General features: G+C 61.7%; 16 protein-coding genes. 11 read left to right on the forward strand and 5 right to left on the reverse strand.

The genetic code is table 11. The features are described from left to right. Window positions 1–416: 416 nt before the first annotated feature. From ABD842_RS17310 to ABD842_RS17345, 8 genes are all read left to right on the forward strand, one after another. Window positions 417–767: an ArsR/SmtB family transcription factor gene (locus tag ABD842_RS17310; RefSeq protein WP_345116730.1), complete on the forward strand. Its 351-nt coding sequence runs from the start codon at window positions 417–419 to the stop codon at window positions 765–767. A 33-nt stretch (window positions 768–800) separates the two neighbouring features. Continuing rightward, window positions 801–1,262, forward strand: a complete 462-nt coding sequence (locus ABD842_RS17315; protein ID WP_345116733.1) for a DUF6428 family protein — start codon at window positions 801–803, stop codon at window positions 1,260–1,262. A 68-nt stretch (window positions 1,263–1,330) separates the two neighbouring features. Next, a complete protein-coding gene (locus ABD842_RS17320; RefSeq protein ID WP_345116735.1) occupies window positions 1,331–1,744 on the forward strand; it encodes a metallophosphoesterase family protein in 414 nt (137 codons plus the stop codon). A 66-nt stretch (window positions 1,745–1,810) separates the two neighbouring features. After that, window positions 1,811–2,104: a metallophosphoesterase family protein gene (locus tag ABD842_RS17325; protein WP_345116737.1), complete on the forward strand. Its 294-nt coding sequence runs from the start codon at window positions 1,811–1,813 to the stop codon at window positions 2,102–2,104. A 12-nt stretch (window positions 2,105–2,116) separates the two neighbouring features. Next, window positions 2,117–2,668, forward strand: coding sequence for a GNAT family N-acetyltransferase (locus ABD842_RS17330; RefSeq protein WP_345116738.1), 552 nt, complete (start codon window positions 2,117–2,119; stop codon window positions 2,666–2,668). 44 nt (window positions 2,669–2,712) lie between these two features. After that, window positions 2,713–3,771: an ACR3 family arsenite efflux transporter gene (gene arsB / locus ABD842_RS17335; protein ID WP_345116740.1), complete on the forward strand. Its 1,059-nt coding sequence runs from the start codon at window positions 2,713–2,715 to the stop codon at window positions 3,769–3,771. A 387-nt stretch (window positions 3,772–4,158) separates the two neighbouring features. Next, window positions 4,159–4,554 carry a response regulator gene (locus ABD842_RS17340; protein ID WP_345116742.1) on the forward strand — a complete coding sequence of 132 codons (396 nt, stop codon included), beginning with the start codon at window positions 4,159–4,161 and terminating at the stop codon, window positions 4,552–4,554. Window positions 4,555–4,729: 175 nt separating this feature from the next. Beyond that, the gene (locus ABD842_RS17345; protein WP_345116744.1) at window positions 4,730–5,545 is read left to right on the forward strand and encodes a phosphatase PAP2 family protein; all 816 of its coding nucleotides are present in this window, start codon (window positions 4,730–4,732) and stop codon (window positions 5,543–5,545) included. A 164-nt stretch (window positions 5,546–5,709) separates the two neighbouring features. Here ABD842_RS17345 and ABD842_RS17350 read toward each other — a convergent pair whose 3' ends face one another. After that, window positions 5,710–6,459: a hypothetical protein gene (locus ABD842_RS17350; RefSeq protein ID WP_345116746.1), complete on the reverse strand. Its 750-nt coding sequence runs from the start codon at window positions 6,457–6,459 to the stop codon at window positions 5,710–5,712. A gap of 294 nt (window positions 6,460–6,753) precedes the next feature. Between ABD842_RS17350 and ABD842_RS17355 the strand changes: the two genes are divergently transcribed. Further along, on the forward strand, window positions 6,754–7,488 hold the full coding sequence (locus ABD842_RS17355) for an SDR family NAD(P)-dependent oxidoreductase (protein ID WP_345116749.1): 735 nt from the start codon (window positions 6,754–6,756) through the stop codon (window positions 7,486–7,488). 97 nt (window positions 7,489–7,585) lie between these two features. On the opposite strand, the gene ABD842_RS17360 is transcribed toward ABD842_RS17355, so the two are convergent. After that, a complete protein-coding gene (locus ABD842_RS17360; RefSeq protein ID WP_345116751.1) occupies window positions 7,586–7,951 on the reverse strand; it encodes a hypothetical protein in 366 nt (121 codons plus the stop codon). Window positions 7,952–8,263: 312 nt separating this feature from the next. Between ABD842_RS17360 and ABD842_RS17365 the strand changes: the two genes are divergently transcribed. Then, a complete protein-coding gene (locus ABD842_RS17365) occupies window positions 8,264–8,875 on the forward strand; it encodes a C40 family peptidase (RefSeq protein WP_345116753.1) in 612 nt (203 codons plus the stop codon). 219 nt (window positions 8,876–9,094) lie between these two features. After that, entirely contained in the window at window positions 9,095–9,790 is a 696-nt protein-coding gene (locus ABD842_RS21230; protein WP_425553204.1) for a YkvA family protein, read from the forward strand. Between the two features lie 72 nt (window positions 9,791–9,862). Here ABD842_RS21230 and ABD842_RS17375 read toward each other — a convergent pair whose 3' ends face one another. The 3 genes from ABD842_RS17375 to ABD842_RS17385 form a co-directional block, all read right to left on the reverse strand. Beyond that, complete coding sequence (locus ABD842_RS17375) at window positions 9,863–10,141, reverse strand: acyl carrier protein (RefSeq protein WP_345116755.1); 279 nt, start codon at window positions 10,139–10,141, stop codon at window positions 9,863–9,865. A gap of 122 nt (window positions 10,142–10,263) precedes the next feature. Continuing rightward, window positions 10,264–13,689, reverse strand: coding sequence for an efflux RND transporter permease subunit (locus ABD842_RS17380; protein ID WP_345116757.1), 3,426 nt, complete (start codon window positions 13,687–13,689; stop codon window positions 10,264–10,266). 108 nt (window positions 13,690–13,797) lie between these two features. Continuing rightward, window positions 13,798–14,151 carry a four helix bundle protein gene (locus ABD842_RS17385; protein WP_345116759.1) on the reverse strand — a complete coding sequence of 118 codons (354 nt, stop codon included), beginning with the start codon at window positions 14,149–14,151 and terminating at the stop codon, window positions 13,798–13,800. Window positions 14,152–14,156: the final 5 nt, after the last annotated feature.

A 14,156-nucleotide genomic window follows, 5' to 3' on the forward strand; every position in this document is an offset into this window, starting at 1 on the left:
AACTACTTAACCCCCAATCAAGTCCATTCGCAAGGAAAAAGCCCCGCCGGAAAATCCGAGCGGGGCCCTTGCCTTATTCATGTCAACATATAGCCGGACGAGACATACGGCCCGCTCCTTACTTGCCCGCTGCCCTTGGCCCTTTCGCCCTTGTTGCCGACTGGCCCGGCCGGCCGCGCTATGCATCTACCGCCGCCGCCGGCTTCCCCAGCAGCTGATCCAAGCCGTTTTAGCGGGATGGATAAATAAAAGCCGGCTATGACGCAAACATACGACATATCATGTCTTATGTTTGCGTCATAGCCGGCTAACAACCCCAGGTTCTGCGGCTTCCGCTCAGGCCGCGGGCGTTTCGAAAAGTCCGCTTACAGCTTCATCACCTCTCTCCTGCATTCATTTTCCGCTTTTCTTTCAGGATGACCCACGCCAAAACTGCCGCTTTCACCGAGGAACAACAACAGCTGGCGCGGGTAGCCAAAGGCCTCGCGCATCCGGCTCGCGTGGCTATTATTCAGTTTCTGGCCAGCAAAAAAACCTGCATCTCCGGCGACATTGCCGCCGAGCTGCCCCTGTCCCGCACCACGGTGTCGCAGCACCTGCAGGAGCTGAAGGCGCTGGATCTGATCCGGGGCGAAATTGACGGGCTGACCGTCTGCTACTGCCTCAACACCAAGCTGCTGCTAGAGGTACAGCAGCAATTCACGGCCTTTTTCATTGAGGCTACGAGCGGCGCGGCCTGTGGCCCCGACGATACCTGCGCCTGCTAACTGCTTTTCTCTCCACCTAACCACTCCTCGACCATGAAAATCGCTGAAATGAAACAGGCGCTGCCCGGGCTGGCCGCCATCAGCTTCCGCCTGCCCGACGGCACCTACCTGCCCGCCCACTTCCACGTCACGGAGGTTGGACTGGTGACCAAGCACTTTATCGACTGCGGCGGCGTCGAGCGCCGGGAAACCGTGGCCAACTTCCAGCTCTGGGAAGCCGGCGACTACGACCACCGCCTGGCGCCGCAGAAGTTTCTGCACATCCTGAACCTGTCAGACAAGATTCTGGGCACTGAGGACCTGGACATCGAAGTGGAATACCAGCAGGCCACCATCGGCAAGTTCGGCCTGGCCTTCGACGGTACCGACTTCGTGCTCACGCCCAAGCAAACCGCCTGCCTGGCGCAGGATGCCTGCGGCATCCCCAACGCGCTGGTGGCCCTGCCCCAACTGCAAGCGGCCTCCTGCTGCACGCCCGGCGGCGGGTGCTGCTAAGCTATGGCCCCGGCCGGGCCGCGCTACCGCCCGCACCCCACGCTTTTGCCATCCGCTAATCCCCCGCAATGACCATTGCCTTTTTCTCCGACGTGCACGGCAACCTGCCGGCTCTGGAAGCGGTGCTGGCCGATATGGACCAGCGCCGCCCCGACCTGATTTTCTGCCTCGGCGACCTGGTGGGCTACGCGCCCCGGCCCAACGAAGTGGTGAAGGAGGTGCGCCGCCGCGGCATCCCCACCCTGGCCGGCAACTACGACCAGCGCATCGGGCTGGCCAGCAGCAATTGCGGCTGCGCTTATAAGACGCCCCCCCGAGAAGGACCTGGGCGCGCAGAGCATTGCCTACACCAACCACGTGGTGGGCGACGACGAGCGGCGCTACCTGCGCTTGCTGCCCAAGCACATGCGGCTGGCGTTTCAGGAAGAGCCCTGCACCCTGAACCTGCTGATGGTGCACGGCTCGCCGCGCAAAATCAATGAATACCTGTTTGAGGACCGGCCGGAGGCAGCTTCCTGCGCGTACTGGCCGATGCCAACGCCGATATTATGCTCTTCGGGCACACCCACAAGCCCTACCACCGCGCCTTCGCCTACGAGCACGAGGGCGAAACCCGCTACCGGCACACGCTCAACATCGGCTCGGCGGGCAAGCCCAAGGACGGCGACCCGCGCGCGGCCTACCAGCTGCTGCACCTCGACGAGCACACCAGGCTGACCGACCCACGGAGCGTGCGCTCGGAGTTGATTCGCGTCGAATACGACGTGGAAAAAGCGGCGCAGGCGGTGGAAGCCTCGCCGCTGCCCAATGAATACGCCGACATGCTCCGCAAGGCCTACTAACCTGCCTTATTGATGACCATTCAACCACTCACAGAGACCCATTGGCCAGCCGTGCGGGCCATTTATGGAGCCGGCATCGCCGCGGGCAACGCCACCTTCCAAACCGAGGCCCCGACCTGGGAAGACTGGGACCGGGGCCACCTGGCCCACAGCCGCCTGGTGGCGGTCGATGCCGGGTACGGTGCCGGCGGAGCAGTGCTCGACTGGGTCGCCCTCTCGCCCCTATCAGGCCGCTGCGTGTACGGCGGGGTGGCCGAGGTGAGCGGGTACGTGGCCGGCGCCGCGCGGGGGCGGGGCGTGGGCCGGCAGCTGCTGGCGGCCCTGGTCACCGAATCCGAAGCCCACGGCATCTGGACACTAAAGGCTGGCATCTTCCCCGAAAACACCACCAGCCTCCGCATTCACGCCGGGGCCGGCTTCCGGGAGGTGGGTCGGCGGGAGCGTATCGGCCAGCTGCACGGCGTATGGCGCGACACGGTGCTGCTCGAACGCCGCCGCCCTACGGTAAGTACTCCCGCACCCAGTGCCCCTTCCGCTTTATCGCCTGCTCGTGTCAGCGCTTAACCAACCGCTGCCCTGACGCCGCCCGTGGCGGCGTCAGGGCAGCGGTGGCGCAAAAGAAGCTCTCGGGCCTCGACCGGGGCCTGACGCTCTGGATATTCCTGGCTATGGCCCTGGGCGTGGGCCTGGGCTACTTCGTGCCCGGCATCAACGGGGCCATCAACTACTTCTCGGTGGGCACGGTAAACGTGCCGCTGGCCGTCGGCCTCATCCTGATGATGTACCCGCCGCTGGCCAAAGTGAAGTACGAGCAGCTGCCGAACGTCTTTAAAAACACGCGCATCATCGGCCTTTCGCTGTTTCTGAACTGGATTGTGGGCCCGCTGCTCATGTTTCTGCTGGCCATCTGGCTGCTACCGGATAAGCCCGAGTACATGATGGGCCTGATTCTCATCGGCATTGCCCGCTGCATCGCCATGGTGCTGGTCTGGAACGACCTGGCCGATGGCAGCCGCGAGTACGCCGCCGGCCTGGTGGCGCTCAACTCCCTCTTTCAGGTGCTGTTTTACGCGGTGCTGGCTTGGCTGTTCATCACCGTGCTGCCGCCCTACTTCGGCCTGAAAGGGTACGCGGTAGACATCGGCATCCGGGACATTGCGCAGAGTGTGCTCGTGTATCTGGGCATTCCGTTTGCGGCCGGGTTCCTCTCACGCTTAGTTCTGCGCCGCCTGAAAGGCAACGAGTGGTACGAGCAGATATACATTCCCGCTATCAGCCCCGTTACGCTGGTGGCGCTGCTGCTGACTATCGTGGTCATGTTCAGCCTGAAGGGAGAAGCCATTGTGCAGGTGCCGCTCGATGTGCTGCGCATTGCCCTGCCGCTGGCCCTGTATTTCGGCCTTATGTTCGTGCTCAGCTTTGCCGCCGGCAAGTACCTGGGCGCGGACTATGCCGAGAATGCCAGCATCGCCTTCACGGCCACCGGCAACAACTTCGAGCTGGCCATTGCCGTGGCCATCGGGGTGTTTGGCCTGAACTCGGGCCAGGCCTTCGCGGGCGTCATCGGGCCGCTGATTGAGGTGCCGGCCCTGATTGCGCTGGTCAACCTGGCCTTCTGGTTCCGCCGCCGCTGGTACGGCGGCAAAACGGCAGCTCCGATGGCGTAACGCCCTGCGCTTTTCCTTCTTCCCATTTCTGGCAAGAAAAACGGGCTGGTGCTAGGCCCCGGCAACTCCTGCCGCAGCCAGCTGCACGCCCGGCGACCGGGCCGCCGAGTACAGCGCGGCGGGAAAGTGCCTGGGCTCAATCCGCGCGCCGTGCGCGACCAAGTGGAGGCCTACACCCAGGATTTCAGGCGGGAAGAATTTCCGCCCGCTCCATCGTCAGGCTGGGGTGGGGAGGCCAGGGCAGCTTCCGCGGGCTGAGTCCGGCAGCTAATATCCCGGCAGCAGGGTTTTGCGTTAGCGCACTCAATGGCGGCGTATCAGCTGCCGGAATCCGCTGGCAACGATTACTGGCCCGCTAGGCTCATAAAAAAGCCGACCTGCGTTCTGTTGGTTGATGACGACCAGACTGCCAACTACTTCAACCAGCTGCTGACAAGCCGGCTCAGCGGCACCGATAAGCTGCTGGTGGCGCTGAACGGCCAGGAAGCTATGGACTTGCTGCTGCTGCACTGCCACCTGACCACGCCCGAGTGCCCGGTCCTGATTCTGCTGGATGTAAAGATATCCGTGATGGATGGATTTCAGTTTCAGGAGGCCTACGGCCAGCTGCCGCTGCCCCCGAAAGACGCCATCATCATCGTGATGCTGACCACCTCCCTGCACCCGCCGAACCTGGACCGGGGGCACCAGCTCAACGTTGCCGGGGTTTTGAACACGCCGCTCACGCCGGCCGAGCTTGACGACATCCTGCGCCACCACTTCCACCGTCACCTGCCGGCATAGCGCGGCGCAATCCGTCGGCTATTCCGACGGCCGGATGAGCCGGGCGATAACGACAGGCCGGTTGCGCTTTTGTGCGGCGTAAGCTATAATTTGCTGCCGAATTCGGAACTGCTCCAACGTCAGCGCGTATTTCGGTGCTGGGGCAGCGGCCCGACTTGTTTCCTTTTCCCAGTCAATGCGCGCATATCTTACCACCACGCTGGCGGCCCTGCTTCTTTGGGCGGCCCCTTTATCCCGGGTTTCCGCCCAGGTCACGGCTCCGGCCGACACCCTGCACAAGTACGAGAATACCGGCGGCGTTTCGGCGGCAACTCCCAAACCCTGGTACCGGGGCAAGCTGGTCAAGGCTTCCATCGTGCCGGCGCTGCTCATCGGCTACGGCGCTTACACCTTCGACGGGGGCGGCTTCTACACCAACCAGCAGGCCAACCGCGACATTCATCGCCTGTTTCCGACTTACCGCACCAAGGCCGACGACGTCCTCATCTTTGTACCCTACCTGGAGCTGGCCGCCGTCACCCTGGCCGGCGTAGAGTCGCGCGACGACCGGCTCAACATGGGCCTGATCATTCTGAAGAGCGAGGCGCTGATGCTGACCTCGGTGTTTGCCATCAAAAACCTGAGCCGCGAAACCCGCCCGGACGGATCCGACAACCTCTCCTTTCCCTCGGGCCACACGGCGCAGGCCTTTTTGGCCGCCAGCATTGTGCATACCGAGTTTCGGGATAAAAGCCAGTGGTATGGCGTGGGCGCCTACGCCGTGGCCACCAGCGTAGCCGCCCTGCGCATGATCAACACCAAGCACTGGCAGAGCGATGTGGTGGCCGGAGCGGGCATCGGCATTCTGTCGGCTCACCTGGCTTACCTCTCGCACCGCAACCGCTGGGGCCGCAAACCCCGCCTGCTGGACGGCAGCAGCTTCTCGCCCATGTGGCAGCCCGGAACCAGCGGCGGTATGGGCCTGACTTTCACCTGGCGTCCTACCAAATAAGCGTCAACCTGGGCGCAGCAGTTTTCTCCGGGCGGCCAGCGGCCAGTAGTCAACTGCTCGGAGTCAGCATTCCTCGGGCTAGCTGCCCGGAGAGTTCACAAAAAAAGGCCGGCTGCGTAGTGCAGACGGCCTTTCTAACTTACTATAAGAAGCGGGGCTACCGCTTACAGGTCGGTGCTGTAGTCATCATCGCCGAAGCCGGAAGTGCTGGCCGAGTCGGGGCGGGTGCTGCCGCTGCGGTAGCCGGAGTCCGAGGTCCGCTGGTCACCCGACGATTTAGTAGGGTAGTCATCCGAAATGCCGCGGGTGGGCGAGTTGCCGTACGGGCCCTGGAATTTCTGGTCGGTAGTAGCCCCCGTGGCGCGGCTGCCACGGTAGGTGGGGGAGCTGCCCGAGCGGTAGTCGGTGTTGGAGCGAGAATCCGAAGAGCTGCTCTTGGCCTGGCTTTTCGAGCGCAGGGCCAGCCAGCTCAGGCCGCTGACCAGCAAGGCGCCGCCGACCACTTTCTGGGTGGTCGTGAGCTTGTTTACCTGATCCAGGGCTTTGGTACCCATATCTTTTACCGACTGCGGCAGCTGATTCGTACCGTCCAGCCACGACGAGACGTTCGTCCACGACTGCGGCTCCTTCTGGCCACCCGAATCCTTGGCGCTTGGAGTGCGCGACTGATCCTGGGCGGAAGGAGTCGGGCTGCCCGTACGCGGGGTGGCGGAATCGGTTGAGGCAGTATTGTTGGAAGCCTGGGCTCCGGCAGCACCGGTAGCAGAGGCGACAGAGGCTTTGGTGCGGTCAGTCTGACCCTGCGGAGTAGCACTGCCCGACTGCGGCGTAGCGCCCGACGTCGAGGTTTTGCTGGTACCAGTGGATTGCGAAGAATTCGGCCCTGAGGTGGGCTGGGTTGGCTTGTTTTCCATGGCAAATACGTGGTTATTAGTTTACAAAGAAACGGCCCGACAGCCTGCCGGGCGTTTCTCCTATTCGTAAAGCGGTTGGCTGGGGTTGCAAAACAGGTCAAGTTTTTATGCAAAATGTACCGTAATGGTTTCGGCGCCGCCCTCAGCTAAAGCGGCCGGAGCCGGAGTTCTTACCCGGAGTTCCCTCCCGTCTTTTGCTAACTCTACACCGGTGCTGTCGTAGGAAGCATGGCGTCCGGGGCCAGTTGCTGGCGGCTCCGCCGGTCTGCTGTTTTCTCACCGTTTTACTTCGTTATGAATAAGCGTTTTCAGGATAAGGTCTGCCTCGTTACGGGCGCTACTTCGGGTATTGGCCGCGCTACGGCCGTGCAGCTGGGCCTCGAGGGCGGCCGCGTGGTGGTGATGGGCCGCAACGTGCCGGAAGGCCGCAAAGTGGTACAGGAAATTAAGGCCGGGGGCGGCGAGGCCATTTTCATTCGCACCGACGTGAGCAAGGACGCCCAGCTCCGGAATGCCGTGGCCAAAACGCTGGCCAGGTGGCCGCGCATCGACGTGCTCATCAACAACGCGGCCATGATGACCTTTGCGCCCATCCTCAAGCTCGACCCGAAGGAATGGGACCACCTGATGAGCGTGAACGTGCGGGCCCTGTTTCGCCTCTGCCAGCTGTGCCTGCCCCACATGCAAGGCGGCGCCATCGTCACCATCAGCTCGGTGCATGCCATGCAAACCACGCCCAACGTCGTATCGTACGCCGCCAGCAAGGGCGCCATGGAAGCTTTTGTACGGGGCCTCAGCCTCGAAATCCCCCACACCCAGGCCCGCATCAACGCCGTGGCCCCCGGTGCCGTGGATACGCCCATGCTCTGGAGCAACCCGAACGTGAAAAGCGGCAAGGAAAAGATAACCGGCCAGGTCGGCACACCCGCGGAATTGGCTGCCGCCATCTGCTTTCTGGCCTCGGCCGAAGCCAACTTCATCAACGGCTCCACCCTGGCCGTGGACGGTGGCCGCCTGGCCGCCCTGTAAGCCCCACGGCTTTGCCGCGCCTGAGGATTCTTCGTTTCTCCGGCCGCAGTCTGGCGGTCAGGCCAAGGGCGCCGGCTGCCGTGCTCGGCTTCCCTCGTCACGATTTCGCCTTCGGGGTAGGATGACGCAGCTCCGGCGCGGGCAGTACGCCATCGGGCGCGTAGAGCAGCGCGTCGCGCTCGGCAGCCTCGCGGGCCGCCACCTCAAACGGGATGTTGTAGTACCCGTGCCGCACCCAGCCCAGCAGGTAGCGCCACAGAAACCCGGCGCGGCCGTGCTCCTCAAACTGACGGATGTGCTCCACCTCGTGGGCCACCCAGTGGGGGTCGCGCAGAAACTGCTCCCGCGTAACCCCGCTCAGGTGGATGCTGCGGCCCAGTACCATCGCCACGCTGCCGGCGCTGAGCTTGAGGCGGGCGAGGCGGGCCAAGGGCGAGTTTTCGATGATGCGCGGCGGGTTCATAAGCGGGGAAGCAAGGCGGGCCTATACGGCGGCGGTTGGCGAGGGTTGCAAGCCCGACCTTTAATTTCCCGTCAAAAGCTTGAACTATAGCAGGAAGTTTTACCGATTCCGGGGCCAAAGTTAGGAGGCTTGGCTTTCCCGGACTTAGCTTTAACCATCGGCCGGAACAGAATTCCTTTCTTTTCGGCCTTTACCCCCGCTCTGACAACAGTCTTTTTCGCTCTCTGGTTAACGCCATTCTATCGAATAAATCAGTACGCTCCGGCCCTCCGGCCGACCCCGGAAACCGATTTTGCCACCCTACGACGGTCAATGAAAAACAGCCTTCTGTATTGCCTCGCCGCTTCCTCGCTGGCCCTTTCCTTCTTCTTTGAGCATACTCCCGCTTCCTCTCTGAATTCCCCGGTTACGGCCCCTGTCGCGGCCGAAGCCTCCTTCCTCTCCGCCTTCAGCGGCGACGACGACAAGCCTGCCGCCTCGGCCTCTTCCCGCGACTCGCTGGCCTACAACTACTACGCGCAGACCCTGGGCCTCAAGCTGGCCTTCAACGAAGACAAAAACCTGCTCCAGACCGTAACCGACTGGATCGGCACTCCTTATAGCTACGGCAACAACTCCAAGAAAGGCACCGACTGCTCCGGCTTCGTGACGCGCGTGTTCAAGGAAGTATACGGCGTCACGCTGCAGCGCAGCTCGCGCTCCATGTTTCAGAACGTGAAGCACGTGGCCAAAACCGAAATGCAGAGCGGCGACCTGGTATTCTTCCGCCGCGGCCCGGGCCAGCCCATCTACCACGTGGGCATCTACCTGCAGGATGGCAAGTTTGCCCACTCGGCCTGCAATGGCGGCGTGATGGTCAGCTCCCTGCACCAGGCCTACTACCAGCGCAACTTCTACGCCGCCGGCCGCGTTACGACCAACTAGCGGCCGCCGAACCCCTTGCATCTCCGAAGCCTCATTCCTCCGAATGGGGCTTTTTTTATGTTATCCAAGCCAGCAGCCCCCTGAAACCTACCGCTGAACCAGCGCGACAACAGTTGAGCATAGGGCAAAACCTATTTTACCCGCTAGCAGTATAGCACAGGCAACTGCCGCCCCTAACTTGCGGGCGAACCGGTTCACCCTCCCAACTCTTTTTCCCACATGGATACCCGAAACCCCAAAGGTGAGAACGTAGCTGCCTCGGCCGTTTTCAAAAAGTTTCTCGGCAAAGCTGAAGAATACATCAGCAAGCCCAGCCGCCTCAAGCAGCTGCTGACGGATGCCTACCAGAAGGCCAGCGACAAAAAGGACGTGGGCAGCATCGCGCACGAAGCCTGGGAAACCATGCAGACGCTGTTCCGCCTGATTCGCTCATCGGTATCGGGGGAATATACGGGACTGCCCACCCCTACCATCGTGGCGGCCATTGCCGTGGTTATCTACTTCCTGAGCCCTATCGACCTGATTCCGGACTTCATCCCCGTGCTCGGCCTGCTCGATGACGTGGCCCTGGTAGCCTGGTTTTCCTCAACCGTGAAAGACGAGATGGACAAATTCGCGGAGTGGGAGAAAACGCACGTCAGCCTGGCCAGCCCCGCCAGCTCTTCTGCCTCAGCTACTGCCGCGGCCAGCGCAGCGGCCAGCACCAAGCATTCGGCCCCGGCCGGCGCTAATCCGGTAGCGTCACCTAACGCGGCGGAAACCACCGAATCGGCCAAGCGTGCGGGTACGACCGACCAGCCTTCCACCGACGCTGACACCCATGCCGTCCTCCACACCGACGTGGCGGCCAGCACCACCGACAGCAGCCGGGTTCCGAACGACGGCGCTGCCGACACCGGCGGCAACGTGCGGTAAACGCCGCCTCCTGGCACCAACAAAAAGGCCCGCAACTGTAGTTGCGGGCCTTTTTGTTGGTGCCAGGAGCTATTAAGCGGCGCGAACGTGCTCGTGCTCGGGCGTGTGGGTGGAAACGTAGTTCACAAAATCACCCACGGTGCTCAGGGGCACTTCATCCGGGATGGTGATGTGAAAGCTGCGCTCCAGCTCCAGGATAATGTCTACTACGTCCAGGGTATCGAAGCCCAGCTCGCGGCTCAGGCTGCTGCCGACACGCAGGCGGGTGGCCTTGATGGCCTTGCGCTTGCTGATGATACGCACTACCTGTTGCGTAATTGATTTAGGGGCGGAAGTCGTTGAGGAAATCATACAAGTAAACGACGGTAAAAAAGGAAAAAGTGTGTCGGCGGGCGGCCCAGCAGCAGACTTTCGTGCCCGTTCGGGCAGATGAGGCCACTGCTGGGGGAATGGTTGCAAGCCGACGAAAAAAATTATACTTCCGCCAGAACCGGCGGGGTGGCGGCTTCCACTTCCGTAGCGGTCGGCTTGTCGGGCTTTTTCTGCACGCGCAGCTTCAGGCTTTCCGTGAGCAGGTACATCACCGGCACTACCACCAGGGTGATGAGCGTGGCGAAGGCCAGCCCGAAGATGATGGTCCAGGCCAGCGGCCCCCAGAACACCACCGACTCGCCCCCGACGAAGAAGTTAGGCTCGAAGCGTTCGAAAAGGGTGTAGAAGTCGATGTTGAGGCCGATGGCCAGCGGAATCAGGCCCAGGATGGCAGCCGTAGCCGTCAGAATCACGGGATTGAGACGGGTGCGGCCGGCCTGCACGAGGGCCTCGCGCAACGGCACGCCCTGGGCGCGAAGCATGTCAGTGAATTCCACGAGCAGGATACCATTTTTAACTACGATACCGGCCAGCGCCACTACCCCTACGCCGGTCATCACAATACTTATCTTCATGCCCGTGGCGGCGAGGCCAAGGCACACGCCCGTCACGGAGAAGATGATTTCGGTAAGAATGATAATCGTCTTGCTCACCGAGTTGAACTGCGTGACCAAAATCATGAAGATAAGGCCGATGCTGAGCAGGCCGGCCACGCCGAGGAAGTCCTGGGTTTCCTGCTGGTCTTCCGAAGCGCCGCCCATCTTGATGGAGTAGCCGGGCGGCGTCGGATAGGCCTTCAGCGCCTGGTCGATCTGGGCCACCACATCGGGAGCCGTGAAGCCGCTGAGCACGTTCGAGGAAAGAGTGATGACTTTCTTCAGATCCTGGCGCTTGATGCCGCCGAAGGTGTTGCTGTACTCCACGCTGGCCACCGACGAGATGGGGACCTGCCGCATCTGACCGGTTCCGTCGCGGAAGGTGAGCCGCGAGTTCATGATGGCGTCCACGTCGTCGCGGTAAGGCTGGGCGTAGCGCACCTGAATCGGGTACTCGTCGTCGGGGGTTTTAAACTTGCTGGCTTCCGAGCCGAAGATGGCCGTCCGCACTTCCAGCCCGATCTGGGCCGTGCTCAGCCCTTCGCGGTTGGCCCGCGCCCGATCGATGTTGACGGCAATTTCGGGGTTGCGGTCCACCAGGTCCGTCCGCAGGTCTTCGATGCCCGCGATTTGCAAAGAATCGACGTAGCGCTCCACTTTCTTCGAGAGCTTGGCCAGCTGCTGGTAGTCGTCGCCGCTGACCTCGATGGCCACGGCCTTGCCCTGGGGCGGTCCGTTCTGCTCCTGATCCACGGCTACCTCAGCGCCGGGAATGCCTTTTACGGCCGCGCGGATCTTGTCCTTGTAGGTGTTCGTCAACGGACCGGTCCGCTCGCTGAACTCCTTGAAGGCCACCGACACCTTACCCAGGTGCGACTGGGCGGTGCGGGCCGCGTCCTGCGGGTCGTCGGCCCCGATGCCGACGTTGGCAATGATGGATTCCACGTCGGGGTTGTTGCGGCCAATCACAGTGTTGATGCGCTGCTCCAGCACGCGGGTGATGGAGTCGGTGATGGCCACTTTGGTGCCCACCGGCATGCGCAGGTAGGTGTAGATGAACTTAGGGTCGCCCTGGGGGAAGAACTCCACCTGCGGCTTGCGGATGGCCACGGCCACGAAGCCCAGGATAAGCAGGACCAGCATGCCGGCCATGATGCCCGCCTGCCGCCACCAGGTGCCGTTGACGGCCCAGCCCACCAGGTTGGCATAGGCATTCTGGAAGCGCGGCAGCACTTTGGTCTGGAAGCCGGCAATCAGGCGGTAGAGCACGAACTGGTCGAGCGTAGCGAACAACGCCAGAAACAGGAACAGGTTGCCGACGAACAGCGAGCCGAAGGCGTAGCCCGCGGCCGCAATGCCGAGCAGAATGAACAGCACGCGGCGGAAGCCCGGCGTCCAGCGCGGCTTGCGCAGCTCCTCGGGGCTGTTGTGCTCTTCCCGGTCCATGAAGCTCACCGCAAACACCGGATTGATGATGAAGGCAATGACGAGCGACGAGAGCAGCGTGACGATGAGCGTGATGGGCAGGTAGAACATAAACTCGCCGATGATGCCGGGCCAGAAGGCCAGCGGAATAAACGGCGCCACCGTGGTGAGCGTCCCGGCCAGCACGGGCACGAACACCTCGCCGGCCGCAAACTTGGCGGCCTGGGCCGTGGTCAGCTCGGGGTGGTCGTGCAGAATGCGGTGGGTGTTTTCAATCACCACAATGGCGTCGTCGACCACAATACCCAAAGCCAGCAGGAAGCTGAAGAGCACGATCATGTTCAGCGAGAAGCCCAGCGTGGGCATGAACAGAAAGGCCAGGAACATCGACAGCGGCACCGACAGGGCCACGAACAGGGCGTTGGTGGTTCCCATGAAGAACATCAGAATCAGCGTCACCAGAATAAAGCCGATGACGATGGTGTTGATCAAATCGTGCAGCGTAACGCGGGTATCGTTGGACGTGTCGCCGGTGAGGGTAATTTTCAGCTCACCGGGTAAGGTCGCCTGCGTGGTTTTTACGATGTCCTGAATCTTGTCGGACGCGTCGATCAGGTTTTCGCCCGAGCGCTTAATCACGTTCAGGGCAATGGCGGGCTTGCCGTCGAGGCGGGCATAGGACTCGCGGTCTTTGAAGCCGTCGGCTACGGCGGCAATGTCGCCGAGGCGAATGGCGGCCCCGTTCATGTTCTTGAGCTGGATGTCGGCAATGTCGGCGGCTTTGGCGTACTGCCCGGCCACGCGCACGGCGCGCTTCTGGCTGCCTACTTCCACCGAGCCCCCCGAAATGGTGAGGTTCTCGCTCTGAATGGCCCGGCTCACGTCGTTGAAGCTCAACCGTGCGGCCTGCATCTTGTACAGGTCCACGTCTACGTTCACCTGCTGGTCGAGCGCGCCCACGATATCGACCCGGCTGATTTCGGGCAGGGCCTCAATCTTGTCCTGAAAATCGTCGGCGAATTTCTTGAGCTGGGTGGTCGACAGGTTGCCCGACAGGTTGATGGTCATAATCGGGAACTCCGAGAAGCTCACTTCCTGCACGCTCGGGGGCGTGGGCAGGTCGTTGGGCAGCTCGTTGCGGGCCTTGTCCACGGCGTCCTTCACCAGTTGCTTGGCGTACTGCACCTCCACGTTGGTGTTGAACTCGACGTCAATCACCGAGTAGTCCTGGTTGGAGGTGGAGTTGATTTTTTTGACCCCGTTCACGCTCTTGAGCTCTTTCTCAATCTGGCGCGTGACCAGGTTTTCCATATCCGTGGGTGAAATTCCCGGGTAGATGGTGGCCACAATAATGCGCGGCACCACGATGTCGGGGAAGTTCTCCTTCTGAAGCTTCAGGTAGGTGAACGTGCCCGCAATGGCGATGATGAGCGTGAGAATGTAGATGCTGGTCTTATTGTCGATGGACCAGCTGGTCGGCTTAAATTCTTTTTCGACGTCCTGCATGTTTTTTTTCGAGCTACAAGCCGTAAGCGGTAAGCTTCAAGCTTTAGTGGACGAATGTGTGTGGCGTTTTGGGATGATGCGTCGGGCACGGGAACAGCCCTTGTTGGGTTATCCGCCGAGCCGGCGCAGAAAGCTTTGCAGCATCATTTGTTCTTCCCGGACCAGGCTAAGCGCCGGCTCGGCTGCTGGCGGGCAGGACAGCCCAACCCGCGTGATAATCAGCAACTGGGTTTCAACTTCAAACGCTGACCCCAGCGCTATTTCTATGAAGCGCTTGTAGTCTTTTTCGCTTCCCCGGCTACTGCCTTCCGCAATATTCGATGAAATCGAAGTTGCGGCCCGGGTAAGCTGGCTGCGTAACCCAAACCGCTCCTCAGCCGGAAAGCTGGCAACAAGCAGGTACACCTGCTCTACCAAGTCCATCCCTTTCTGCCAAATCAACAGTTGCTGGTAGTTACGCATTGGTT

Source organism: Hymenobacter algoricola, from assembly GCF_039539525.1.
In the GTDB taxonomy this organism is placed as follows: Bacteria; Bacteroidota; Bacteroidia; order Cytophagales; family Hymenobacteraceae; genus Hymenobacter; species Hymenobacter algoricola.